The organism is Bacillus sp. CD3-5 (assembly GCF_006349665.1).
Lineage (GTDB): Bacteria > Bacillota > Bacilli > Bacillales > Bacillaceae_G > Bacillus_A > Bacillus_A paranthracis.
The window spans coordinates 20,558-43,673 of the sequence record NZ_VEPX01000004.1 but is presented as its reverse complement, the minus strand read 5'-3'; the positions used below and the strand labels follow the sequence as shown (position 1 = coordinate 43,673).

General features: G+C 34.7%; 29 protein-coding genes and 2 pseudogenes. 21 read left to right on the top strand and 10 right to left on the bottom strand.

Features of this window, described 5'->3' with window-relative positions; translation table 11 throughout:
• Nucleotides 1-72: 72 nt before the first annotated feature.
• The 3 genes from ecsA to ecsC are packed head-to-tail and all read left to right on the top strand — an operon-like array spanning nucleotide 73 to nucleotide 2,741.
• Entirely contained in the window at nucleotides 73-816 is a 744-nt protein-coding gene (ecsA, locus tag FH036_RS09765; RefSeq protein WP_139895642.1) for an ABC transporter ATP-binding protein EcsA, read from the top strand.
• Nucleotides 809-2,020 (top strand): ABC transporter permease EcsB, encoded by a 1,212-nt coding sequence (gene ecsB, locus FH036_RS09760; RefSeq protein ID WP_139895641.1) that lies wholly within the window; start codon nucleotides 809-811, stop codon nucleotides 2,018-2,020. The genes ecsA and ecsB overlap by 8 nt, the downstream gene beginning before the upstream one ends.
• A gap of 13 nt (nucleotides 2,021-2,033) precedes the next feature.
• On the top strand, nucleotides 2,034-2,741 hold the full coding sequence (gene ecsC / locus FH036_RS09755) for an ecs operon protein EcsC (RefSeq protein WP_139895640.1): 708 nt from the start codon (nucleotides 2,034-2,036) through the stop codon (nucleotides 2,739-2,741).
• A 127-nt stretch (nucleotides 2,742-2,868) separates the two neighbouring features.
• Here the strand turns inward: ecsC and FH036_RS09750 are convergent, their stop codons facing one another.
• Both FH036_RS09750 and FH036_RS09745 read right to left on the bottom strand, forming a co-directional pair.
• A complete protein-coding gene (locus tag FH036_RS09750) occupies nucleotides 2,869-3,189 on the bottom strand; it encodes a hypothetical protein (RefSeq protein ID WP_001208677.1) in 321 nt (106 codons plus the stop codon).
• Between the two features lie 422 nt (nucleotides 3,190-3,611).
• Nucleotides 3,612-3,923, bottom strand: a complete 312-nt coding sequence (locus tag FH036_RS09745) for a hypothetical protein (RefSeq protein ID WP_000071631.1) — start codon at nucleotides 3,921-3,923, stop codon at nucleotides 3,612-3,614.
• Between the two features lie 66 nt (nucleotides 3,924-3,989).
• On the opposite strand from FH036_RS09745, the gene FH036_RS09740 reads away from it, so the two are divergent.
• Nucleotides 3,990-5,225, top strand: a complete 1,236-nt coding sequence (locus FH036_RS09740) for a hypothetical protein (RefSeq protein ID WP_044792653.1) — start codon at nucleotides 3,990-3,992, stop codon at nucleotides 5,223-5,225.
• Between the two features lie 14 nt (nucleotides 5,226-5,239).
• Nucleotides 5,240-5,539, top strand: coding sequence for a hypothetical protein (locus FH036_RS09735; protein WP_000800686.1), 300 nt, complete (start codon nucleotides 5,240-5,242; stop codon nucleotides 5,537-5,539).
• 83 nt (nucleotides 5,540-5,622) lie between these two features.
• Here FH036_RS09735 and FH036_RS09730 read toward each other — a convergent pair whose 3' ends face one another.
• From FH036_RS09730 to FH036_RS09720, 3 genes are all read right to left on the bottom strand, one after another.
• Complete coding sequence (locus FH036_RS09730; protein ID WP_139895639.1) at nucleotides 5,623-5,934, bottom strand: hypothetical protein; 312 nt, start codon at nucleotides 5,932-5,934, stop codon at nucleotides 5,623-5,625.
• Nucleotides 5,935-5,998: 64 nt separating this feature from the next.
• Nucleotides 5,999-6,319, bottom strand: a complete 321-nt coding sequence (locus FH036_RS09725; RefSeq protein ID WP_000759838.1) for a DUF1433 domain-containing protein — start codon at nucleotides 6,317-6,319, stop codon at nucleotides 5,999-6,001.
• A gap of 115 nt (nucleotides 6,320-6,434) precedes the next feature.
• Nucleotides 6,435-6,764, bottom strand: coding sequence for a hypothetical protein (locus FH036_RS09720; protein ID WP_070805422.1), 330 nt, complete (start codon nucleotides 6,762-6,764; stop codon nucleotides 6,435-6,437).
• A gap of 65 nt (nucleotides 6,765-6,829) precedes the next feature.
• On the opposite strand from FH036_RS09720, the gene FH036_RS27625 reads away from it, so the two are divergent.
• Both FH036_RS27625 and FH036_RS27620 read left to right on the top strand, forming a co-directional pair.
• A complete protein-coding gene (locus tag FH036_RS27625; protein WP_000066505.1) occupies nucleotides 6,830-6,958 on the top strand; it encodes a hypothetical protein in 129 nt (42 codons plus the stop codon).
• A gap of 9 nt (nucleotides 6,959-6,967) precedes the next feature.
• Nucleotides 6,968-7,164: pseudogene (locus tag FH036_RS27620) on the top strand (lipase family protein); the annotation flags it as partial.
• 55 nt (nucleotides 7,165-7,219) lie between these two features.
• Here FH036_RS27620 and FH036_RS09715 read toward each other — a convergent pair.
• Nucleotides 7,220-7,543, bottom strand: a complete 324-nt coding sequence (locus tag FH036_RS09715; protein WP_071729444.1) for a hypothetical protein — start codon at nucleotides 7,541-7,543, stop codon at nucleotides 7,220-7,222.
• Nucleotides 7,544-7,672: 129 nt separating this feature from the next.
• Here FH036_RS09715 and FH036_RS27065 point away from each other — a divergent pair.
• Nucleotides 7,673-7,852: pseudogene (locus FH036_RS27065) on the top strand (peptide ABC transporter substrate-binding protein); the annotation flags it as partial.
• A gap of 68 nt (nucleotides 7,853-7,920) precedes the next feature.
• On the opposite strand, the gene FH036_RS09710 reads toward FH036_RS27065, so the two are convergent.
• The 3 genes from FH036_RS09710 to FH036_RS09700 all read right to left on the bottom strand — a co-directional run bounded on the left by FH036_RS09710 (nucleotide 7,921) and on the right by FH036_RS09700 (nucleotide 9,293).
• The gene (locus tag FH036_RS09710; RefSeq protein WP_014481601.1) at nucleotides 7,921-8,244 is read right to left on the bottom strand and encodes a hypothetical protein; all 324 of its coding nucleotides are present in this window, start codon (nucleotides 8,242-8,244) and stop codon (nucleotides 7,921-7,923) included.
• A gap of 182 nt (nucleotides 8,245-8,426) precedes the next feature.
• Nucleotides 8,427-8,744, bottom strand: coding sequence for a hypothetical protein (locus FH036_RS09705; protein ID WP_000716031.1), 318 nt, complete (start codon nucleotides 8,742-8,744; stop codon nucleotides 8,427-8,429).
• Between the two features lie 291 nt (nucleotides 8,745-9,035).
• Nucleotides 9,036-9,293: a hypothetical protein gene (locus FH036_RS09700; RefSeq protein ID WP_000372301.1), complete on the bottom strand. Its 258-nt coding sequence runs from the start codon at nucleotides 9,291-9,293 to the stop codon at nucleotides 9,036-9,038.
• 140 nt (nucleotides 9,294-9,433) lie between these two features.
• Here FH036_RS09700 and FH036_RS09695 point away from each other — a divergent pair, with 140 nt between their 5' ends.
• The 11 genes from FH036_RS09695 (at nucleotide 9,434) to FH036_RS09650 (ending at nucleotide 18,957) form a co-directional block, all read left to right on the top strand.
• The gene (locus tag FH036_RS09695) at nucleotides 9,434-10,684 is read left to right on the top strand and encodes a lipase family protein (protein ID WP_044792654.1); all 1,251 of its coding nucleotides are present in this window, start codon (nucleotides 9,434-9,436) and stop codon (nucleotides 10,682-10,684) included.
• A 14-nt stretch (nucleotides 10,685-10,698) separates the two neighbouring features.
• Nucleotides 10,699-10,995 carry a hypothetical protein gene (locus FH036_RS09690; protein WP_001137436.1) on the top strand — a complete coding sequence of 99 codons (297 nt, stop codon included), beginning with the start codon at nucleotides 10,699-10,701 and terminating at the stop codon, nucleotides 10,993-10,995.
• A 200-nt stretch (nucleotides 10,996-11,195) separates the two neighbouring features.
• Entirely contained in the window at nucleotides 11,196-11,777 is a 582-nt protein-coding gene (locus FH036_RS09685; protein ID WP_138322348.1) for a TetR/AcrR family transcriptional regulator, read from the top strand.
• Nucleotides 11,778-11,779: 2 nt separating this feature from the next.
• Complete coding sequence (locus tag FH036_RS27060; protein WP_000783813.1) at nucleotides 11,780-11,947, top strand: hypothetical protein; 168 nt, start codon at nucleotides 11,780-11,782, stop codon at nucleotides 11,945-11,947.
• Nucleotides 11,948-12,026: 79 nt separating this feature from the next.
• Nucleotides 12,027-12,503, top strand: coding sequence for a PH domain-containing protein (locus tag FH036_RS09680; protein WP_138322347.1), 477 nt, complete (start codon nucleotides 12,027-12,029; stop codon nucleotides 12,501-12,503).
• The gene (locus FH036_RS09675) at nucleotides 12,496-13,947 is read left to right on the top strand and encodes a PH domain-containing protein (protein WP_138322346.1); all 1,452 of its coding nucleotides are present in this window, start codon (nucleotides 12,496-12,498) and stop codon (nucleotides 13,945-13,947) included. Before FH036_RS09680 ends, FH036_RS09675 begins: the two co-directional genes overlap by 8 nt.
• Before the next feature lie 498 nt (nucleotides 13,948-14,445).
• Entirely contained in the window at nucleotides 14,446-14,817 is a 372-nt protein-coding gene (locus FH036_RS09670) for a DUF1304 domain-containing protein (RefSeq protein WP_138322345.1), read from the top strand.
• Between the two features lie 641 nt (nucleotides 14,818-15,458).
• The gene (locus FH036_RS09665; protein ID WP_139895638.1) at nucleotides 15,459-16,448 is read left to right on the top strand and encodes a hypothetical protein; all 990 of its coding nucleotides are present in this window, start codon (nucleotides 15,459-15,461) and stop codon (nucleotides 16,446-16,448) included.
• Between the two features lie 249 nt (nucleotides 16,449-16,697).
• Nucleotides 16,698-16,994 (top strand): hypothetical protein, encoded by a 297-nt coding sequence (locus FH036_RS09660; RefSeq protein ID WP_000606816.1) that lies wholly within the window; start codon nucleotides 16,698-16,700, stop codon nucleotides 16,992-16,994.
• Nucleotides 16,995-17,069: 75 nt separating this feature from the next.
• The gene (locus FH036_RS09655) at nucleotides 17,070-17,546 is read left to right on the top strand and encodes a PH domain-containing protein (RefSeq protein WP_001182705.1); all 477 of its coding nucleotides are present in this window, start codon (nucleotides 17,070-17,072) and stop codon (nucleotides 17,544-17,546) included.
• On the top strand, nucleotides 17,539-18,957 hold the full coding sequence (locus FH036_RS09650) for a PH domain-containing protein (protein WP_138322341.1): 1,419 nt from the start codon (nucleotides 17,539-17,541) through the stop codon (nucleotides 18,955-18,957). Before FH036_RS09655 ends, FH036_RS09650 begins: the two co-directional genes overlap by 8 nt.
• 187 nt (nucleotides 18,958-19,144) lie before the next feature.
• On the opposite strand, the gene hmoB is transcribed toward FH036_RS09650, so the two are convergent.
• Complete coding sequence (gene hmoB / locus FH036_RS09645; protein WP_000644059.1) at nucleotides 19,145-19,642, bottom strand: heme-degrading monooxygenase HmoB; 498 nt, start codon at nucleotides 19,640-19,642, stop codon at nucleotides 19,145-19,147.
• A gap of 127 nt (nucleotides 19,643-19,769) precedes the next feature.
• Between hmoB and FH036_RS09640 the strand changes: the two genes are divergently transcribed.
• Both FH036_RS09640 and hemE read left to right on the top strand, forming a co-directional pair.
• Nucleotides 19,770-21,887, top strand: coding sequence for a transglycosylase domain-containing protein (locus FH036_RS09640; RefSeq protein WP_139895637.1), 2,118 nt, complete (start codon nucleotides 19,770-19,772; stop codon nucleotides 21,885-21,887).
• A 179-nt stretch (nucleotides 21,888-22,066) separates the two neighbouring features.
• Nucleotides 22,067-23,113, top strand: coding sequence for a uroporphyrinogen decarboxylase (gene hemE / locus FH036_RS09635; protein ID WP_000252614.1), 1,047 nt, complete (start codon nucleotides 22,067-22,069; stop codon nucleotides 23,111-23,113).
• Nucleotides 23,114-23,116 lie beyond the last annotated feature (3 nt).

The following is a 23,116-nucleotide window of genomic DNA, read 5'->3' as shown; positions in this document are numbered from 1 at the left end:
ATACTATGTAGTATAGCGCCATTTTTGGTAAGATGAATATAGAATGAATACTAATGAAGAAAGTGGTGTCGTATGAGCGAGTTATTGTGTGTAGAAAATGTTACAGGAGGATATACGAAACGACCTGTATTAAAAGATGTTTCGTTCTCTGTGAATAAAGGTGAACTTGTCGGCTTAATCGGTTTAAATGGAGCAGGTAAAAGTACGACGATTAAACATATTATCGGTTTAATGGAACCGAAAAAAGGGAATGTCACAATTAATGGGAAAACAATTCGTGATGATATGACAGCGTACCGTTCTAGTTTTTCGTTCATCCCAGAAACACCTGTATTATATGACGAGCTAACGTTAGAAGAACATTTGAAGTTGACGGCGATGGCGTACGGCGTTGATGAAAAACAATATGAAGAACGTGTAGGACAACTATTACAAGAATTTCGCATGAAAAATCGTTTAAAATGGTTTCCGTCTCATTTCTCAAAAGGGATGAAACAAAAAGTAATGATTATGAGTGCGTTTTTAGTGGAGCCATCTCTTTACATTGTGGACGAACCCTTTGTTGGGCTAGATCCGTTAGCGATTCAATCACTCCTTCAAATGATGGATCAAATGAAAAAGAGTGGTGCAGGTATTTTAATGAGTACACATATTTTAGCGACGGCAGAGCGTTATTGTGATTCGTTCATAATTTTGCATCAAGGCGAAGTAAGAGCAAAGGGAACATTATCTGAGCTGCAATCACAGTTTCATATGCCAGGTGCAACGTTAGATGATATTTATATTGCATTAACGAAGGAAGAAGATTATGAATAGCACAGCGTTATGGAAAGAACGATTTCGTCACTTTCTACAAGAAGTTCGTACATATAGTAAATACGTATTTAATGATCATTTAAAATTTATTTTCGTATTCATCATCGGCGCAGGAGCGTATTATTACCAGCAATGGTTACAAACGTTAACACCTTCATTTCCGACTGCGCTCGTTATGGCAGTGTTACTTGGACTTGTATTAACGGCCGGATCTATTCAAACGTTATTAAAAGAAGCGGATCTCGTTTACTTACTGCCAGTTGAAGAAAAGTTAAAACCGTACTTCACAAAGGCATTTCTTTTTACGTTTATGATTCAGTTGTACATAATCGCAATCGTAGCAGCAGCGCTTGCCCCGTTATACTTCCAGCAAATGAAGCAAACAGGAGCGGCTTACATATGGGTTGTAATCGCGTTTATCATTGTAAAAGCGTGGAATTTATTCGTCGCGTGGGAAAAGTCATTTTTAACAGATCAAAATATACAAAGAGCCGATTGGTTCATTCGATTTATTTTAAACGCCTTATTTGTGTTTTTCCTTGTAGAACGTACTTCCGTTATGTTTATTGGTGGAATCGTCATTCTCATGGTGTTATACCTTGCGATACTGCATCAAATGGTGAAGGGGAAACCACTAAACTGGGAGTATTTAATTTCTGAAGAAGGTAAGAAGATGATGCTGCTGTACCGCATCGCGAACATGTTCGTTGATGTACCAGCACTAAAAGAAAGAGTAGCACGTAGAAAATGGCTTGATTTCATTCTGGCGATGATTGGTGAAAAGCGTACCTATTTATACTTATATACGAGAACGTTTCTACGATCTGGTAACTATTTCGGTTTATATGTGCGTTTGCTTGCACTTGGAGGAGTTATTTTGTACTTCATTCCGTTTTTATATGGACGATTTATCGTAAGCCTTATTTTCCTATACTTAATCGGTTATCAGCTCTTAACTTTATGGAAGCATCACCGCATGAAAATTTGGCTTGATTTGTATCCGGTTGGGGGAGAAGAGAAGAAGAAAGACTTTCTTACTTTATTAAATGCAATTCTTCTTACAGGCAGCGTTGTATTTACAGTTATATTTGCCCTTGCGACGAAAGATTTCATGATGACGGGAATTTTACTAGTCGTAAGCATAGTATTTAGTATCGGTTTCGTTTATCAATACGGGGCGAAACGTATTGAGCGTTTAAATTGAAGGGAATGAACCTATGATTACATATGAAGAGAAGGTTATAATAGAAGTAGAGCAGTGGAAAGCTACATTCATGAAAGATTCTTCTATGATGACACGGTTCTCAAAGAAAGTGCAGACGAAAGTACAACAGCTTATTCCGGCGAAAGTACAAAAAGTATTAACAGAAACGATTCGGATGATGGTGCAAACAATTAGTGCCGGATCAAACTTTATAAAGCCGAAATTAAAAGAGACGAACTGGTCGTTGCAAAGACGAGATGATGAAGTACGTAAAAAAATGGATGAGTATAAAAAAATAGCAGCGGCAGAAGGAGCGGGGACGGGAGCAGGCGGTATTCTCCTTGGCCTTGCTGACTTTCCGCTTTTACTCGGCATTAAAATTAAATTTTTATTTGATGCAGCAACGTTGTACGGGTTTGATACGAGTAACAAAGAAGAGCGCCTTTTTATCCTTCACGTTTTCCAACTTGCCTTTTCAAGTGACGACCACCGAAAAGAAATATGGAAAGCAATCGAAACGTGGGACACAGAAAAAGAAAATCATATGGACTGGGAAAAGTTCCAAACAGAGTACCGAGACTATATCGATTTAGCCAAAATGCTTCAGCTCGTACCAATAATCGGTGCCCCAGTCGGCGCATATGCGAACTATCAACTACTACAAAGGCTTGGCGAAGTGACGATGAATTGTTATCGTATGCGATTGTTGAATAGGGATTAAAAAGAAAGCATCCTAAATTTTGATTTAGGATGCTTTTTTGTTTTCATGATTAATGCTTGAAAAGAAGAAGGTATAATTCAGATTGTCTTTTCAGCGTTTTAGGCTGAAATTAGTGGTTAAGTAATTATTACTCTAGCCGATCTAATCCCCATCCAACAATTGAATAATTTTGACGTTTACTAATTGAAACAAAGAATTTTCTGTTTTTCTGGTCTTTTACATGACCAGAAACTCGAATCATACCACCACTAACGGCAGGCCTGATATCAACTTTAGTCACTATAACATCAATATTTTCTTTTTTCTTAATATGTTCTATGGCAGCTATAGTAGCTTTTTCATTTTCTACATTTCTATCATGCATAACTTTTAGTGTACATCCTATAGTTAAAGTTATAATTGTGATCATGATTAAAATTATGATGTTTTTCTTTTTTAATTCCCTCATACAATCCCTCCTGGAATTAACTTGTAATTAATACTATCAATTATTTTTAAGAAGAGGGAAATATAAGTAATGGGGTTAGTGGTGAATTTCTTGTTCGTTTATCAAGAATAAGTTTGGAATTATAAAGAAACTTGGGAAGCTATTGAAATAACTAGTTCTGTATCATTACATAATTTTGTAAATAGTTGCATCAAAATAAATTGTTATTGTCTTTCGTAGTTTGCTTTATGATGCGGACACATTTGATGTAATAGGTGCCCTTACGTTTTTTAATAGTTTGTATGTTTCTCGACTGTACTTAAGTGTTTTTGATGGTATGGATTTATTTAGGCGTTCATTATAATCTTGTCTCGCCCCAAATTCGTCTGGAGCATAGAAGTTAGGTGGGGACGAACAAAACCCCCACTGAATAAAGTTTCACTTTATTCGTCGCCCCAATATTCGACTTTATAGTTTTGGGACTTGTTTATTACAACGTAAAGTTTTTTTTGGTTATTGTTTTTATCATACCCTCTAACTCTAATAAAGCCCGCAAGTTCTAATTGCTGAATTTTTACATCGGTTACCACAAAATCTATTTTTTTTTCTTTTTTCATAGTTTTTATTGCAACTTCAGCAGCTCTTTCTTTAGTTATATTTCTATTGTGAATAAAGGATGTAGTACAGCCTATGGCTAAAACTATAATTGCTAAAATAATTAAAATTATAATATTCTTTTTTTTGGAATTACTCATATTTTTCCTCCTTGAATTGTTTATAATTTACTTATACTATAAATCTTTTTTGAGGAGATGGAAACTATGGGTAGTTCTGTTAGTGATCAAGTACTTTCTCGTTTATCAGGTGAGAGTTATGATGATACGGTTTCCGTTGAAGTAAAAGTTGGGAATCATTTAGAAACTTGGGAACGTATTAAAATACCTACTTCTGTATCGTTACATAATCCTAATAATAGTTTTGATGCAACCATTTATAAAAATGATGAAACGAAACAAATCGTTATTGCTTATCGTGGTTCTTGGGAAGCGCCTGATTTTTATGATGCGGATTTATTTGATGTTATGGGGGGACGTGTTAGAAAAAATCAAGATAGTTTAGATAATTTAAATAAAATTGATACTTCATCACTGCCTTTAACTGAGCAATTTAATTTTGCCACAGCTAAAGAAAGGGCTAAAAAAGCAGTAGAAGAAAGTCAATTTACGAATGCGGATGACTTAGCAAAAGACGTGAAAAATTATATAGCAGATCCTAAAAATGATTTAGATGGGTATCGTCTTACATTAACCGGTCATTCTTTAGGTGGTGGTTTAGGTGAATATGCAGGGGTTATGAATGATGTACCAGTTGTAAGTTTTGAAGCACCTAATGTAATAGACTTATTACATAAAGATAAAAAAGAGAAGGCTTTAAGAGGAGATTATAAAAATCTAATCACGACTTATGGAAACCCTAATGATACAGTGTTTACAGGGTTTAGAGGGAATGATAATAAAAATAGAGGCCGTATAGGACATTTGTATTATACAGATAAACCAGATGCGAAAAATGATTCTAAGTTGCACGATGTAAGTGGCTATATTCCATATTCGTCATTTTTGATAAATGGTTATAATGCTGTTCGTTTTTTTATGGGATTTATGGGACCAAGTTTTCATTCCATGAAAAACTTTAGTTATGATAAATATGGTTACTTGAATATGCCAAATATGTATGATGGGGAAACTGGTCAAAGGGTTGTATCTTCACCTCGCGCTGGGGAAATAACTATTCGTTTATCAGTGGAAGAGGTAAAACAAATTGCAAAAGATTTAAAAAGAGAAATTGATGATATTAATCAAAAATTAGTACAAGCGAGTAACAAAATTATTAATATTTTACAGCAATCACCAGCTAGCGTAGAAGGGAATTTAATTAATACAGTTACATATAGCGTATACGGATTCCAAAGGGGATATATGGAGCGTATTCGTTCAGAAGCCGATTTTATTGAACAACGAGCAGATAACTTTAAAAATGTGGATGAACAAAATTAAGTGAGGGATTTTTTGTGAAAAATTATGACGTTATTGCACATGCTGTTGATGTGATAGGCGCAAAAAATGATTTAGAATCATGTATTTCAGATTTGGAGAATCATAGAAAAAACGTGAACTCAATTAAAGTATTATTGACACATAACTGGGAAGGGAATACAGCAAAAGAAATTGAAAGAAGATTAAGTGAAGTGGATAAAGAACTAGTCTATAGAATTGATGAGTTTAGAAAAATACAAGATGATTTAGAGAGATATAGAAAAGCAATGGAAGCTTTCTCAAATCAATTTATGATGATGGGTCCTAAATATTAAATTAAAAGAAGCGCTTATAAAAGTGCTTCTTTTGCTAATAATCAATGGGGAGGAACAAAATCTCCACTGATTAAAGTTTCACTTTATTCGTCGCCCAAATATTCGACTTTATAGTTTTGGGATTGATTTATTACAATGTAATGTTTTTTTTGTTTATTGTTTTTGTCGAATCCTAAGACAGTAATAAAGCCTGCACGTGCTAAGTGTTCGATTTTGACATCGGTTACCACGAAATCAATATTTTCTTCTTTTTTCATGTGCTGTATTGCAACCTCAGTAGCTTTTTCTTTTGTAATATTTCTATTATGAATAAATGATGCGGTACAACCTATAGCTAAAAATATAATTGCTAAAATGATTAAAATTATAAACCTTTTCTTTTTTGATTTATCCATATGTATCTCCTGAAATTTTTTTATATTATTTTTTATAAAGAAATAATATAAAACAAATCGTTAACTAATCGTGTTTTAGTTCAAAATTTTTCGTGGTTGAAATGGTACTGATATGATAGTTATTAGCGTATTCAACTGAAGCAGTAAATTCTTTCATTTTATCATTAGTCACATAGCCTGATATAGAGATAGTTTGAAAGTCTTTTGGTCCAAATTCATGATCAGTAATTGTTACATCTAAGCCCTCTGTTTTTTTGAAATATTGAATGGTTTCTTCTGTTGCTTTATTAACGATTTGTTGTTCCTCATTCTTTTGATCTATAGTGCATCCTCCTAAAAGGATAAGTGTAAAAATAAAGAATAATCTTATACCGTATTTTTTCATGAATAATCACTCCATAAATGTTGCGTTATATTCCTATTCACTAAATTTTATATCCACAGAACATTGTGTGGTGGGGGATAAAGAAAGGGCTCTTTAAAAGAGTGCCTTTTCTTTATTATTTTAAATGTAAATTTTCACTTGTAGAGATAGAACCTATTGTATATTCATCTCCACCATATTCTATTGTAATATTAAATGTTTTGCTTTCATCATTTTTTATATAGCCGGAGATAAAGATACCTTGTAAATCACTTGGACCAAATCTATAATCAGTGATTACTACATCTAAGTCTTGTTTTTCTTTGAAGTATTGGATTGTCCTTTCTTCTGCCTGTTCAACTATTTGTTGTTCAGTATTTTTTTGATCTATAGTACATCCCCCTAAAATACTTGAAATAAATATAAAGAATAGAAAAAAACTAATTTTTTTGATTTTAATATCCATATTTATCCTCCATGAATGTTATCTTAATTATAAGAATATATCAAATGTTGTAGGAGAAAAATGTTTTGAGTAACAAAAATGAAATTTTAGATTCTACTTTCTATCAATTAGCAGACACAACGTATAAATCTGATAAAGATATTGAAGAAGAAGTTGTTATTACCAATAAAGAAGGTCGAAGTTTACAAGCATAGGAAAAGGGAGGAACATTCCACGATAAATTGGGATAGACGCAGTAGTCTTTGTACGAGATGTGAATGGGGAAAAGCATGTTATGGTAGATTTCCGAGGAACAGAAGGGGATAAAATTATAGAGAAAAACTCTTTAGGCATTCCGGTGAAGCCAGGGGAAGGTATGAAGGATTTAAAAACAGATACAAATCATTTTGTTAAGAAAAAAATTCATATGCTAAAATATTTTACGTAAAAAAGACACTCTAGTGAGTGTCTAATGATTATTCTTTTAATTTTAGATTTTTAGAGTATGATCTAGAACTTATATTATACTCTCCACCCCCATATTCTACACCTACCCCAAACGTTTTGCTTTTATCTCCTTTAACGTGTCCATCTATAAATACAGTTTGAAAATCATTGGGGGAGAACTCATGTCCTGTAATTACTACATCTAGCTCCTCTCTTTCTTTAAAATATTTAATGGTTACCTCTTCTGCCTTTGCTACTATTTCTTTTTCTTCATTTGTTTTATTATTCATACTGCATCCTCCTAAAAGGATAAGTGTAAGGATAATGAATAATCTTATACCATTTTTTTTCAATCAAAACCCCTCCATTAATGTTATTCTATATTTAGAATATATTAAATTATCTGGGAGTGGGATGTTTTGAAGGAAAATGATAAAGTTTTAGATTCTAGTTATTATTAGCTGTCAAGGTTTGCTTATCGTGGTGATGAAAAAGCATGTTGGGAAGCGATGATACAAAAGGAAAAAATCTTGTTAGAAGATGGTGCAGTAGCTCCTTTCTATCAAACGGGACGCTCATACTTATAACAATTGTCTATTAAAGTGCTTGTGACGAATGATTTTGGGGGAGAATTTAATTTTAAATGGACTGAAGTTAAATAATGAAATGACATTGCTGTATGATGGTAACTAAAAAGAGCCTCTAGTGAGTATCTAATGACCTAGTTTTTTCATTCTAGACTTTCAGAATATGTTCTAGAAGTGACTCTATAATCACTATCTCCATATTCGACATGCAATGTAAATGCTTGAGTTTTATCGTCTTTAACATGTCCTTTTATAAAAACAGTTTGAAAATCACTCGGAGCAAATTCATATCCAGTAATTACTACATCTAGATTTTCTTTTTCCTTAAAATATTTAATGGTTGTTTCATTTGCTTTTTCAACTATTGGTTGTTCAGTATTTTTTTGATCCATAGTACATCCCCCTAAAGTACCTAAAATAAGTATAAATAATAAATGAAAACTAAATTTTTCAATTTTAATATCCATATTTGTGCTCCAATAATGACATCTTGATTATATAAAATATCGTGATAGAAGGAATGTTTTTAGTGAAAAAAGCACTCACTTTTTCTGGTAGCAGGTGTTTTTTAGTTTTTCTTTCTTATAAGGGACACTCCTGAATGAAAGAAACAAACTTAACTAGTTATGTTGAAGTGAAACCGTTAGATTTATTGTTTTAAATCAAAACCTTCAGATGTGGAAATGGAACCGATGTGATAATCATTAGCGTATTCAACATCTGCCGAGAATTTTTTATTTTTATCATCTTTCACATGTCCTGAAACCCAAACACTTTGAAAGTCCTTCGGGGCAAATTGATGTTTAGTAATCACTACGTCTAGATTTTCTTTTTCTTTAAAATACTGAATGGTTGTTTCTGTTGCTTTATTAACTATTTGTTGTTCCTCATTCTTTTGATCTACCGTACATCCACCTAAAAGGATAAGTGTAAAGATAAAGAATAATCTTATAGCATGTTTTTTCACGAATAATCACTCCATTAATAGTGCGTTATATTCCTCTTTACTAAATTTTATATTCACTGAACATTGTGTGGTGAAGCATAAAGAAAAGGCACTCTAAAGTGCCCAGATTATTAGTTTTTAAGCTCTAAATTTTTGGAGTGAGACATAGAGCTTATATGATATTCTCCTCCATCATATTCTTCGTCCATAGAAAAAATCTTATTTTTGTTATCTTTAACATGTCCGTTTATAAAAACTATTTAAAAATCCTTGGGAGCATATAGGAATGATTTAGATGAAAATTATGGGAAGTTAGTATTTTAATTTTAAACTTTTACTTTTAGAAATTGAACCTATCGTGTATTTATCTCCGCTATATTGAATAGTTATATTAAATGTTTTGTCTTTATCATCTTTGACATGCCCAGAGATATAAATGGATTGTAGGTCTTTAGGACCAAACTCATGCCCAGTAATTACTACGTCCAAATCTTGCTTTTCCTTAAAGTATGTAATGGTTGTCGCTTTTGCTTCTTTTACTACTTTTTCTTCATTGTTTTTTTGATCCATAGTACATCCTCCTAAAGTACTTAAAATAAGTATAAATAATAAACAAAAACTAAATTTTTTAATAGTAATATCCATATTTATCCTCCATAAATGTTATCTTAATTATAAGAATATATCAAATGTTGTAGGAGGGAAATGTTTTGAGTAATAAAAATGAAGTTTTAGATTCTACTTTCTATCAATTAGCAGACACTGCGTATAAATCTGATAAAGATATTGATGAAGAAGTTGTTATTACCAATAAAGATGGTCGAAGTTTACAAACATGGGAAAAGGGAGAAACATTCCACGACAAACAAACCGGAATGGACGCAGTAGTCTTTGAACGAGATGTGGATGGGAAAAAGCAAGTTATGGTAGCTTTCCGAGGAACAGAAGGGGATAAAATTATAGAGAAAAACTCTTTAGGCATTCCGATGAAGCCAGGGGAAGGTATGAAGGATTTAAAAACGGATACGAATCATTTTGTATTACGAGAAGGTGTTCATGAACCAGCAGCACCTCCAGTAGCAGGGACTGAGAATGAAGGTTCAAAGAAATATTGGAATGAAGAGAATCAGCGCTGGGAAACACATAATCAATTCGAACAAGCTGAAAGGGTCATGAAACAAGTAACGGATACATACAAGGACAGGGATGATGTAGAGATATATACGACGGGTCATTCGTTAGGGGGAGCTTTAGCGGAATATGCAGCGGCATCTAATGATAATGTAAGATGTATGTCATGGAATGCACCGAGTGCAAAACATTTGTTACCGCCTGATTTACAAGAAAGAGCTAATAATGGAGAATTTAAAGGTAGAATTGTCTCGATTGTTCACGGATCAGATTCAATCGGTTATGGTCCTTTTGGTCCATATGATGGTCATATAGGTTCAACTTATGCTGTTACACCACCTGTTACGAAAGAAGACCTTTCTAAATTACCATTGGAACAAAGAATATTGTTTGAAGCTAATCGCTTTTTGGACTCCGTAAAAGATAAACCTGGATTTCATTATCAAAATAATAAGTATTTCAAGATGGGGAAAGATGGGAATTTGTCGAGTTCATATCTTTTGAATTTAGATACAGGGGAAAGAGTATATGATTCACCTGGTAAGTTATTAGGCGGGGGAGAAATTCGTGTAGTTGTAGAGAATCTAGAACAAGCTGTAAGAGATATGAAGCGAAACGCACAAGAATTTCAAGATAGAGTACCAAGGTTAATTTCTAATATGATGACATTATTAGAAACGGCTGAAAGTAGACGGGTAGAGGCTAAAGTAAATAATATACGTGCACATGTAGAGCATTTAAGTTTTTGGTACATACGAACAGCAACGGAAATTTCAGATTTTATTGAGAAGAAAGCCGATGATTATAAGAAGACGGATCAACAATATTAAGGGAGAAGATTAGGATGCCGAGAATCTACTTAAATGAAGAAGCATTGAACCAAGCTTTACAACAATTTGACCAGATGATTCAAGACTTAAACCATAATAAAAGGGTTGTAAGTAATGTACATAATTTACTCTTATCAAGCTGGTCTCAACTTGGAGTAGGGAAAAAAGCCATTAGCGATTTAGAATCTTTCAAAAAAGATATTGAAAGAAGAATGGAAGAATTAGAGTCTGATAAAAGAGAGTTAAAGGGTGCGATTGATTTATTAAAAGCGTTAGATCAAAGTTATGATTACATGGGGCCTAAATATTAGATTACAACAAGCACTGACAACGGTGCTTGTTGTAGTTTAATTGGATGAAAGATTACTGTAGTAATTATGGAGGAATATGATTCTGATTCATAAAGTAAATGGAGAAAGTAATATGTAGTTTTAAATCAAACTTGCAAACGATAATTTTTTATTTTACAATTTATTTACCGACCGGTAAGTAAAAATAAGTGAGGTACAGTATGACAAAGAATTTACAAACATCGCAAAACATTGTAGAGGCGTCATTTAAACTTATGGCAGAGCACGGTATTGAGAAAATGAGTCTTTCCATGATTGCGAAAGAGGTAGGTATTTCAAAACCGGCTATTTATTATCATTTTTCTTCTAAAGAAGCGTTAGTGGACTTTTTATTTGAAGAAATTTTTTCTGGGTATCATTTCGTGAGTTATTTTGATAAAGAGCAATATACGAAAGAAAATTTTGCAGAAAAGTTAATTTCAGATGGTTTACATATGCTTTCTGAGTATGAAGGACAAGAAGGAATATTACGCGTTATAAATGAATTCATCGTAACTGCATCGCGAAATGAAAAGTATCAGAAACGCTTATTTGAAATACAAGAAGAGTTTTTAAATGGTTTCCATGATTTATTGAAGAAAGGTGTGGGACTTGACGTTGTGTCACAACAGGCAACGGAAGAAAATGCTCATACGTTAGCGCTCGTGATCGATAATATGAGCAACTACATGCTCATGGGATTCCAGTTAAAGTATAAAGAAATTTGGATTCGGAATGTGAAAAACGTCATGAAGGAGGAGTAAAGATGAAAATGCAAAAAAACTGGTGGCTCGGTTTTCTTGGGTTTATTGGGGTGTATAAAATTCCAGGCATGATAGAAGCTTTTCAAGCGGATGGAAATTGGATGAAGTTAATCGGTTTCATTTGGCTACTTTGGTTCGGATATTTTATTCCTGAGAAGAAAGAAGATTAAATTTCAATTTTCTGTAAGGTTATGTAAAATATAGATTGAGACTATTTATATATTAGATTACTAGATTTGGAGTGGTTACATGGAGCCATTGAAAAATGAAATTCACCCTGACATGGTCAAGGTGTGGAAAATTCGGGCTTTAATTGAAGAAGGAATAGGTATACTCGTCATGTTAGCGTACCTTTTCCTCATGATAAAGTTTGATTGGTGGGCGTGGATTTTGTATGTGATGATTGGACTAACAGTTGTGTTCGCGCCATTTTCGTACTTCTTATTCCCGAAACTACGTCAGCGTTATTACAGCTACCAACTAAATGAAGAAGAACTTGAAATTCAACACGGTCTTTTCGTCGTAAAGCGCGTATTAGTACCGATGATTCGTGTACAGCACGTGACGATTGAACAAGGGCCGATTATGAGAAAATACGGTTTAGCAGAATTACAAATTTCAACAGCAGCAACTTCTCACAGCATCCCAGGCTTAACGATGTATGAAGCGGAAATGTTGAAAACGAAAATCGCAGAATTAGCGAAAGTGAGTGATGAGGATGTATAAGAGGCAGCATCCGATCACGATGTTATTAGAATTAAAAATAACAGACTTTATCCCACTCTTTATTTTCATGTTTAGTTTAAACGGAAAATTTCCGTTTTGGTATTTAATTCCCGCTGCATTCGGTTTATTCACCGTTTTTTCAGCGTTTGAAAAATGGTATTACACAACGTATTGGGTTGAAAATAACGTATTACATGTGAAACAAGGTCTCTTCGTGAAGAAGGAGAGCTACTTAAATAAAGAACGTGTTCAAACGATTAATACAAGTTCTAACGTGTTATATCAAATGCTTGGCTTAAAGAAAATCCAAATTGAAACAGCTGGCGGGGGCGATGATGCGGAGGTTAGCTTAGCCGGTATTACAGTAGAAGAGGCAACTGAGCTTATTGCTTTGCTAAATGAGCCAACTCCAGAAGTGAAAGCAGAAGGAACGCTAGACGAAAAAGCGGAACATGCAATAGAAAAAGAAATCGTTACAGAAGAAAAACAAACGACAGAATATAAATTGACTTGGAAAGAAATTTTACTAGCCTCTGTTACATCGGGTCAGTTTGGGCTATTATTCTCGTTAATCTTTTTCGTGTATCACCAAGTAGATGAGTATATTCCGAAATGGATAGAGAATAGCGTAAAGTCGTATGTAATGAAACATGATATATATGGCTGGATTTTCATGGTAGCTATTTTGCTTGTCCTTTCGTGGATTATATCTACAATCGGGTATGCGCTAAAACATGGAGATTTCACAGTAAATCGAAGAAATGACGAAGTCCGCATTTCACAAGGATTACTTGAGAAAAAAGAACTTGTCCTAAAGTTACATCGTATTCAAGGGATTACGATAAAAGAAAGTATTTTACGTCAGCCATTCGGTTATTGTGCTGTGCAAGTAGAAGTGATTCAAAGTAAGGGAACGGGTGACGAAAAAGAAAAAGTTACACTCCACCCAATCATTCGAAAAGATCGAGTACAACAGTTACTCGCGCATTTACAATTACCATACGAACTTCATACAAATATTATTTCATTACCAAAAACAGCATTACGTCGCTATCTCATTGATAGCTTCATCTTCTTCGCAATGATAGCTATCCCGCTTATTGGAATAAGTATATACTTTGAAAAGCACTTCATCATGTGGGCACTCATTCCGCTTGCGATCCTCATCTTTACACTTGGATACGCAACATTTAAAACAAATGGTTACGGTGTAAACGGAGAGCAAATTACGCTTGTATATCGCAGCGTTGGCAAATATACAGGACTTGTTAGAAGAAGACACGTCCAATCAATGGAGAAGACGCAATCCTATTTCCAGCGCCGCGCGGATTTATGTACGTATAAGTTCTCTAACGCATCATCGAATTATAAATTAGAGCATACGAGAGTAGAAGATGCGGAGAGAATGCAGGATTGGTATAAGAAGAGAATAATTGAGAATTAAGTGGAATGGCTCGTCTTTTGCGGAAGGCGGGCTGTTTTTTATGTGAAAATAATGAATAATATATTTTGACGATATAGCTGATTCCTTTTATAAACAGTATAGTTTCTAGGGAGCTAACATAGGATTTGAATTGATTTAAAGATGATGGAACAAAATAAGGTGAAACTTTAATCAGTGTGGGTTTTCTTCATCCGCACTGATTATTAGTTGAATTAATCGGACTTTAATGGGCAGTTGATCCCCACCTAAATTCTTTGCTCTCGCTGAATTTTGAGATGGGGGTCTTACTGCCCATTAAAATGGGATAAAACGAATTGAGCAAAAAAACTTGCAAAACTAAAAGAGGAGTTGTATATTAATTGATGCATCAAATATTGATATATCAATTAATGTTTTAATAAGTAAGAAGGAGGAATTTTCGAAAACGTGTTATTCAGACGATGTCGGATTTTTATATAAGCTATAAGATTAAAGCGAAGATAGAGGGGGCACAACACTGTGGAAATAATCGCAGCTATTTTAGTCGGGATCGTAGCATTAGAACATTTATTTATCATGATCCTCGAAATGTTTTTTATGAATTCAAAAGTGGCAAAACGTGCTTTTCAATTACCGGAGCATTTAGAAGGAGATCGAAACGTAGCCATTATGTTTGCAAACCAAGGTTTATATAATGGGTTTTTAGCCGTTGGTCTCATTTGGGGACTTATACTTGGTTTCAATTCAATTGGTTATATGGTTCAATTATTCTTTGTAATATGTGTGGTAGTAGCAGCTCTGTTCGGTGGTTTCACATCTAATAAATCAATTATTGTGAAACAAGGGCTTCCAGCTATATTAGCGTTGATTGCCCTTTTAATTGTGATATAGAACTAAAGCGTTTGTATAAAAGAACTCATTTTTGAAAAATACGTTATTCTTTCTTCCTATAGGCTCATAGGAAAGAATAGCGTATTTTTTCTTTTTAAGGGGGTATATCCTTCAATTTAATCAAAAATGTAAATTCTTTTTTTAGCGCGATTGTTATGAAAATACGTATTACATTAAGGATTAGAACCGGATTAACGCTTTAAAACATAGAAGGTGGGGAAAATAATGTAAAAAAAACTATTGTATGTTTAAAAATCATATGTTACATTTATGTTACAAAATAGTTACAAACTGTAACTTATGTTGCGGTTTGTTTTCTTTTGTTTTTCGGTATGTTACAAATCGGAGTGTGTATCGAATAGTCAGAAGATATATAAAGTTCGAAAAGTTTTTCTATGTGTATAAGAGTGTGTGTAGTAAAGAGCCTGGTGAGAGCTTTACGCACATGATTAAAATTCCTTTCTGTCTTTAAAAGAAGAAGAAAACCAACTACCAACTATTTAGGAGTTTTAAGTAATGATAGTAAATGAAATGTACTTCCTTTCCCACACACAAAGTACATCTTTATTTTCAGTCTAATTACTACACAGACTTTTATACATATGCTGTTATCGTTTTAGGGATATATAGGAGGAGAAAAAATGAAAAAGTTATTAATGGTAATTGGACTTACGTTTTTCATGTTAGCTGGATGTAGTAATGGAAATTTTGACAAAGCAATGGATGAAGGGAAGACAGCGTTAACGAATAAAGAATATAAAAATGCCCTATCATCATTTGAAAAAGCGCTAGATGAGAAAAAAGACGATTCAGATGCAAAGATGCTTGTGGAACAAACGAAAGTAATGATTGAAGCAGTGAAGTTAAAAGAAGAAACAAAGATAGAAGAATCAATCAAGTCATTTGAAAAAGTAGAGAACATGAAGAATGGAAATGCTACGCTTGTAAAACAAGCAAAGGAAGAACGCACAGCATTACTAGCTATCTTAGAGCAAAACAAGAAGTATAGTGAGCAACTGATGAAAAGTGAAGAGTTAATAAATAAGAAAAATTATGCAGAAGCGAAAGAAATCTTAAATAAGCTAGTTGCAGAAACAAAAGGTAACAAAAATCTTGAAGAATATAATAAAAAAGCGGTAGGATTAGTTACTAAAATGAATGAAGAAGAAAACACGGCAAAGAGTGAAGCAGCGAAAGCACAAAAAACAAATGTAGTAACGAATCAAAAGGTAGCAACAGAAAAGACTCAAAAAACTGAGGTAGAAAAAAATCAAAAAGTAGCAACAGAAAAGAACCAAAAACCTGAAACTGAAAAGAATCAGAAGGTAGTAACAGAAAAGAACCAAAAACCTGAGACTGACAAGAATCAAAAGGTAGAAGCAGAAAAGAACCAAAAAGTAGAGACAGGAAAGACTCAAGATGCATTTACTTTTGAGAAAGCGAAAGAATATATTAAAAATGAATATAAAGAAGACTATGATTACACGCTAGAAAATACGCAAGTAGAGAATGGAAAGAAATATTATCAAATTAGAGTGCGTACGACATATAAAATAGAAGGCGCAGCTGGATCAGGATTTACGGGCGTATTTAAAGTATTTGAAGATGGTACGATTGTTGAAGTGCACTAAATTGATGGAAAAGGTATCCTCAAAGTATATGAGGGTACCTTTTTTAGCATAAAAAAAAGCATCTAGCAAAAGTACTAGATGCAAATAAAAACACAAGGGAAGACAAAATTCTTCCCTTTTCCCGTAAGTAATTATATCAAAAAATTTATAAAAAACTAGCTTTATTTTTAATATAATTGATGTGTGAAGCTATGAAAGTATAAGATTACACTATTTTTGCAGTGTTTTGTTGAAAAAGGAGCCACGTATATGATTAATTTTAAACCAGAAAATTTGAACCAACTATTAAAAGTAATGTTAATTAGTGCCAATAAGTCTTATGATGCGATTAAAGAGTATGAATGTACGGGAGAAGCAGTCGTATTCTGTGTAGACTTCGAGTATATTGACGTTTCTCTTATGATTGTAGATATGCTAGGAAGATCGGCTTCTAGATTTAACATTTTGCCATTTGCTAAGCCAGATACGAATGAGATAGATTACATTCAGTTTCAAGTGTATTCCATTAATGAAGGGAATTTTAAAGAAGTTCTCGATACGATGTAAAAAAACTATAATTTTACAAAAATGTATATACCAACTAATATATAAGTAATACATTCATATAATTGGAGTGATGAGATGCAGCCGTTAGAAAGGGAGATTCATTCTAATATGCTGAAAGTGTGGCGAATTCATGCTTTAATTGGGGCGGCAGTTATACTAGCAGTCGTAATTGCGTATTTCTTTTTTATGATCAATTTTAATTGGTGGGGTTGGTTGTTTGGCTTGTTAGTCACAGGAGCTATTCTATTTATTCCGCTCGATTATTTTGTATTTCCAAATTTACGTCAGCGCTATTATAGTTACAGATTAAATGAAGAAGAGATTGAGATTCAAAAGGGAATGTTCGTTGTAAAACGTGTGCTTATTCCGATGATTCGTGTGCAGCACGTAACGATTGAACAGGGCCCGATTATGAGAAAGTACAATTTAGCAGAATTACATATTTCAACAGCAGCAACTTCTCATAGTATTCCAGGCTTAACGAAAGAAGAAGCAGAGCAGCTGAAAAGACAAATTGGAGAACTTGCGAAAGTGAGTGATGAGGATGTATAAGAGGCAACATCCGATCACGATCTTATTAGGTATTCGAATTGCGGGTTTATTGCCTTTTATTTTTCTTGTTTTATTTAAATCAGATGGTCAAGTAAAACCTTGGTATTTCTTTCATCTCGTTCTTTTAGCCATATTATTTATTATGGCAATTTTCTCAGCGATAAAATGGTATTTTAAAGTGTACTGGGTTGAAAATAATATTTTACATATAAAGCACGGTGTGTTCGTTAAGAAAGAAAGTTATTTAAATAAAGAACGTGTGCAAAATATTAGTACATCTTCTAACATCATTTATCAAGTGCTCGGACTGACGAAATTAAATATTGAAGTAGCCGGCGGCGGTACTGAGCCAGAAGTAATGTTAGCGGGGATTAGAGAAGATGAAGCGAAGGAACTGATTTCTTTATTACATAAAGAGAGAAGCATTGTGAGTGAAGAACCGCCTGCGGAAGAAGGAAGTAAGACGGTTTATCAGTTAACAGCGAAAGAAATTTTAGCAGCATCTATTACATCTGGTAGATTCGGATTAGTGTTTTCTATGTTAGTCATCCTTTACACAGAGTTTAATCAATTTCTACCAGAATGGCTTATCAATAAAGTAGAAGCGTATGTGATGGATAACGGTGTATATGAATTAATCGTTATGGCGGCGATTTTAATGGCAGTGTCGTGGGTCATTTCAACAGCAGGCTATGCGTTAAAATATGCGAACTTTAAAATTGAGCGAAACGGAAATGAAGTTCGCATCGTGCAAGGATTATTTGATAAGAAAGAGTTTGTGTTAAAATTACACCGTATTCAAGCGATTACGGTGAAAGAGGGAATTCTCCGCCAGCCTTTCGGTTATTGTTCTGTTGAAGTAGAAGTTATTCAAAGTATAGAAGCGGCTGGAAATGAAGTAATGCTACATCCCTTTATGAAAAAGAAAGGTGTCCAGCAGTTACTTACGTATTTGCAGTTACCGTATGAAATGGAAGAGGAAATCGTTCATTTACCGAAGGCTGCATTACGTCGTTACATCATAATGGGCTGGATTACAAGTGCAGTGCTTGCTGTGCCGATCGCCGGCGCGAGTATATACTTTAAGCAAAATATTGCGTTATTCACCTTGATACCACTATTTATCATATTTACGTTACTTTCATACGCCCGGTATAAAAGTGGCGGATATATGATACGAGGCGATCAGTTAATCATGGTGCACAGAGGTCTTGCGAAATATACAGGAATCATGAGAAGAAGGCATGTTCAAGCAGTAGGATACAATCAATCGTATTTTCAAAAGAAAGACGAGTTATGTACAGCTGTCGTATCAGTAGCGGGGCATGTATATAAAGTGAAGCATATGCAAAAAGAAGATGCGCTTCGTATATATAATTGGTATAAAGAAAAAGGCAACACCGGTGCGTAACGGTGTTGCCTTTTTTTGTGTCGTGATTTGTCGATAAGTCGATATATCTGAAAAATCGCTGATATAATTTGAGTTGCGCCGATATATTTCAAAAATCGCTGATATATTTCGAGTTGCGCCGATATATCCGGAAAATCGCTGATATTAATTTCATGTACCGACAACCGCGAACTCCAAACTCCAAAACTTAAACTAACACATCAAAAGTAGTCACAAATGACGGACGAGAGAAAATACTCTTTTGCTGTTCTGCATGTGGATGCGCTGGAGCTTGTCCTTCTGCTTGTGCGGGGCGTTTTTTATGAGCGTTTTCGAATGAACGTGATTCTGTCCAGTCTTTAAAGTTTTGCTCTGTTTCCCACATCGTTAAGATGACATATGTATCGTTACTTAATGGGCGTAGAACGCGGATCGCTTGGAATCCTGGTTCGTTTTCAATAAGGCCTGCGCGGTTTTTAAAACGGTTTTCAAATACTGGGCGACCTTCATCTGTTACAGAAATGTTGTTACAAACGATATAGCCAGGTTGTCCTTTAAATTCGCCAACAGCGTCTAGTACGTCATACTGAAGAGAACCTTCTACAGATTCTTCTGTATTTTCTTTATAAAACATATTTTTTTCATCATTTTTTGCAGTGAAATGTGCTTGTTCTAGAGGTGTTTCGTATGAAATAATAGCCTTCATTTTAATGCCCCCTTAATCGTTTGTTTCTATTATATCAACTCTCTTAAAAAACTTCGAAGATTATATACATAAAGATACTTCTTTTTCAAATAATAAATGTACCATCATTTGGAAAGAAGGCCGATGTATGAAGAAAGTAAAGTGGACTTTATTAGGTGGGTTAGCAACGCTTGTATTAGCGATTGTACTTTATAAACTTATCGTGTTAGCTGGTGGCTATATGATGGATGAAAAACAGCTCGTTTTCCACTCTTCATCACGTATCGTTGACCAGAAAGGGAAAGAAATTACGAAATTATACGTAGAAAATAGAGACCTCGTACCAATCGAACAAATTCCAAAATATGTGCAGCAGGCGTTTGTTGCGGTAGAGGATTCTCGTTTTTATGAGCATCAAGGAATCGATTATCCGTCTATATTCCGCGCTCTGTATAAAGACACGTTAGCTGGAGAGAAGGTCGAAGGCGGCAGTACGATTACGCAGCAACTTGCTAAAAACGTTTTTTTAACTCGTGAAAAAACAGTTGCGCGCAAGTTGAAGGAAGTCGCAATTTCTCTTCAATTAGAGCAAAAATATACGAAGCAACAAATTCTTGAAATGTATATGAATCATATTTATTTTGGCCATGGAGCTTACGGTATTCAAGCTGCAGCAAAGTTGTATTTTAATAAAAATGTAGAAGATTTAACAGTAGAAGAAGGAGCAATGCTTGCAGGTCTTCCGAAGTCGCCAAACGGTTATTCACCTTATTTTTCTCCAGAGAAGAGTAAGGAGCGTCGGGATCTCGTATTGTCACTTATGCATAAACAAGGCTATTTGACTGCCGAAGAAAGCGTACGTTATCAAGGAAAGACAATCGCTCTCTATAAAAACTTAGATGAGAATGAGCTCGCATATATGCCGTATATTGATATGGTCATAGATGAAGCAGCACGTTTATACGGATTGTCTCATCAAGAAGTACTTCGCGGAGGGTATACGTTTGTTGTACCGATGGATGAAAAGATTCAAAAGGTAGCATATAACCAGTTTCAAGATGCAAGGAATTTCCCTGGGAAAGAAGAGGGAGCGCAAGGTGCTTTTTTATTAATGGATAATCGTACAGGCGGCATTAAAGCGGCGATTGGCGGAAGAAAGTACGTTCCGAGAGGGTTCAATCGTGTTTTTGCAAAAAGACAGCCCGGTTCTGTGCTAAAACCACTTATCGTTTATGCGCCAGCACTCGAAACGAAAAAGTATAATCCGTATTCTTTATTAAAGAATGAAAGACATTCTTTTGAAGGGTATGAACCTCAAAATTATAACCATGAGTATTCGAAAGAAATGACGATGTACGATGCGATTGTAGAGTCAGCAAATGTACCGGCAGTTTCTTTATTAAATGAGTTAGGGGTAGAAGAAGGAAAGCAATATTTAGAGAAAGGAAATGTTCAGATTGCTGATGCAGGCTTAAGTACAGCGCTTGGCGGATTGAAAAATGGTGTTTCAACATTTGATCTTGTGAAAATGTATCGTGCGTTTTTAGCAAATGGCGCTATTATTGAGCCGCACGTGATTGACAAAGTGTTAAATAGACACGGCGCAGTTATTGGAGAATCGCCAAAAGTAGAAACGAAAATTTTCTCGAAACAAACGGCATGGTATATGACGAAAATGTTAGAAGGAGTTGTAAAGGAAGGGACAGCGAAAGCCGGTGTATATAACGGAGCGTTAGCTGGGAAAACAGGTACAACTTCCTTACCAAATGACGATAATGGGGCGAGGGATATGTGGTTCGTTGGCTATACGCCAAATTTAGTAGGCGCTGTTTGGATTGGTTATGACCGCATAGATAAAGAGCATCAGTTGCAAGGAGAAAGTGCATCAGCAACAAAATTGTTTAAGAAAATTTTAACGAAAGCAAATGTAGAACAGAAAGAGCAGTTTAGGAAACCGGAAGGTGTGGAAACAATCGGTGCTCCAATTCGGCTGCGCAAGATTGAAGATGTGAAAATGAAATTAGCATTTAGCCCTTTCGGTTTATTTAAAGCGAAATTAAGCTGGACACCACTTCCAGATGAAAGAATTATGTATCGTATTTATAGAGTGGAAAATGGAATTCATACGCATGTAGGTACTGTAAATGGTGCCGGGGAATATGAGGAAAAGTTCGTTAACATCTTTTCAAAACCGAGTTTTTACGTTGTACCATATAACACACAAACGAATCGCGAAGGAGAAAAGTCAAAAGTAGCTAAACCATAGTTTTTCTCTGTGTTATAATAAGAATGTTGTGAAAATAGTAAGCGTTTTTAAGAATGTTTGTGTCAATTTAATGAACAACGTACATAATATTATGCATTTTGTTTTTACAAGCTGTATAGTAAAAAAAGATAAATATCGAACGTATTCGAAGCATTGTGGTAAGGAAGGGAGCTAGGGTCTTGGTAAGAACTATAAATGAGACATTTTTAAAAGCATGTAGGGGGGAACGTACTGATTATGTACCAGCATGGTATATGCGTCAAGCAGGTCGTTCGCAGCCGGAATATAGAAAGATAAAAGAAAAGTATTCTTTATTTGAAATTACACATAATCCAGAGTTATGTGCTTACGTTACAAAACTGCCAGTTGATCAATATAACGTAGACGCAGCAATTCTTTATAAAGATATTATGTCACCACTACCTGCAATTGGTGTGGATGTAGAAATTAAATCAGGTATTGGCCCAGTTATTGATAATCCAATCCGTTCTTTACAAGATGTAGAAAAACTAGGGGAAATCAATCCAGAAGATGACGTACCGTACATATTAGATACAATTCGTTTATTAACGACAGAAATGTTAGACGTACCGTTAATCGGTTTTTCAGGAGCTCCATTTACATTAGCGAGCTATATGATTGAAGGCGGTCCATCTCGTAACTACCATAATACGAAAGCGTTCATGTATGCAGAGCCAAAAGCTTGGTTCGCATTAATGGATAAACTAGCAGATATGGTTATTACATATTTAAAAGCGCAAATTAACGCAGGAGCAAAAGCAGTTCAAATTTTCGATTCTTGGGTTGGAACAGTAAACGTAGCAGATTACCGCGTATTTATTAAACCAGCAATGGAGCGTATTTTTGCAGAAGTTCGCACGATGGGTGTACCGATGATTATGCACGGCGTAGGAGCTGCACACTTAGTAAATGAATGGCACGACTTACCGCTTGATGTAGTCGGTTTAGACTGGCGTTTACCAATTGAAGAAGCACGTGCACGCGGCGTTCACAAGGCAGTACAAGGTAATATGGACCCGTCATTCTTACTTGCGCCATGGTCTGTTATTGAAGAACATGTAAAAGGTATTTTAGATCAAGGGATGAAACAGCCGGGTTATATCTTTAACTTAGGACACGGTGTATTCCCAGAAGTAAATCCAGATACATTAAAACGTTTAACTACATTTATTCATGAATACTCTAAAGGGCAGTTAGCGAAGTAAAGG

Excerpts from the sequence above, each read along its gene's own strand:
- hmoB (WP_000644059.1), bottom strand. The coding sequence starts at position 19,642 with ATGAAGGCTATTATTTCATACGAAACACCTCTAGAACAAGCACATTTC.
- FH036_RS09710 (WP_014481601.1), bottom strand. The coding sequence starts at position 8,244 with ATGGATATTAAAATTGAAAAATTTAGTTTTCATTTATTATTTATACTT.
- FH036_RS09700 (WP_000372301.1), bottom strand. The coding sequence starts at position 9,293 with ATGGATCAAAAAAACAATGAAGAAAAAGTAGTAAAAGAAGCAAAAGCG.
- FH036_RS09675 (WP_138322346.1), top strand. The coding sequence starts at position 12,496 with ATGTATAAGAGGCAGCATCCGATCACGATGTTATTAGAATTAAAAATA.
- FH036_RS09730 (WP_139895639.1), bottom strand. The coding sequence starts at position 5,934 with ATGGATAAATCAAAAAAGAAAAGGTTTATAATTTTAATCATTTTAGCA.
- FH036_RS09720 (WP_070805422.1), bottom strand. The coding sequence starts at position 6,764 with ATGGATATTAAAATCAAAAAAATTAGTTTTTTTCTATTCTTTATATTT.
- ecsB (WP_139895641.1), top strand. The coding sequence starts at position 809 with ATGAATAGCACAGCGTTATGGAAAGAACGATTTCGTCACTTTCTACAA.
- ecsC (WP_139895640.1), top strand. The coding sequence starts at position 2,034 with ATGATTACATATGAAGAGAAGGTTATAATAGAAGTAGAGCAGTGGAAA.
- FH036_RS09745 (WP_000071631.1), bottom strand. The coding sequence starts at position 3,923 with ATGAGTAATTCCAAAAAAAAGAATATTATAATTTTAATTATTTTAGCA.
- FH036_RS09650 (WP_138322341.1), top strand. The coding sequence starts at position 17,539 with ATGTATAAGAGGCAACATCCGATCACGATCTTATTAGGTATTCGAATT.
- FH036_RS09725 (WP_000759838.1), bottom strand. The coding sequence starts at position 6,319 with ATGAAAAAATACGGTATAAGATTATTCTTTATTTTTACACTTATCCTT.
- FH036_RS09690 (WP_001137436.1), top strand. The coding sequence starts at position 10,699 with ATGCCGAGAATCTACTTAAATGAAGAAGCATTGAACCAAGCTTTACAA.
- FH036_RS09685 (WP_138322348.1), top strand. The coding sequence starts at position 11,196 with ATGACAAAGAATTTACAAACATCGCAAAACATTGTAGAGGCGTCATTT.
- FH036_RS09680 (WP_138322347.1), top strand. The coding sequence starts at position 12,027 with ATGGAGCCATTGAAAAATGAAATTCACCCTGACATGGTCAAGGTGTGG.
- FH036_RS09740 (WP_044792653.1), top strand. The coding sequence starts at position 3,990 with ATGGGTAGTTCTGTTAGTGATCAAGTACTTTCTCGTTTATCAGGTGAG.
- FH036_RS09750 (WP_001208677.1), bottom strand. The coding sequence starts at position 3,189 with ATGAGGGAATTAAAAAAGAAAAACATCATAATTTTAATCATGATCACA.
- FH036_RS09660 (WP_000606816.1), top strand. The coding sequence starts at position 16,698 with ATGATTAATTTTAAACCAGAAAATTTGAACCAACTATTAAAAGTAATG.
- ecsA (WP_139895642.1), top strand. The coding sequence starts at position 73 with ATGAGCGAGTTATTGTGTGTAGAAAATGTTACAGGAGGATATACGAAA.
- FH036_RS09655 (WP_001182705.1), top strand. The coding sequence starts at position 17,070 with ATGCAGCCGTTAGAAAGGGAGATTCATTCTAATATGCTGAAAGTGTGG.
- FH036_RS09640 (WP_139895637.1), top strand. The coding sequence starts at position 19,770 with ATGAAGAAAGTAAAGTGGACTTTATTAGGTGGGTTAGCAACGCTTGTA.
- FH036_RS09665 (WP_139895638.1), top strand. The coding sequence starts at position 15,459 with ATGAAAAAGTTATTAATGGTAATTGGACTTACGTTTTTCATGTTAGCT.
- FH036_RS27060 (WP_000783813.1), top strand. The coding sequence starts at position 11,780 with ATGAAAATGCAAAAAAACTGGTGGCTCGGTTTTCTTGGGTTTATTGGG.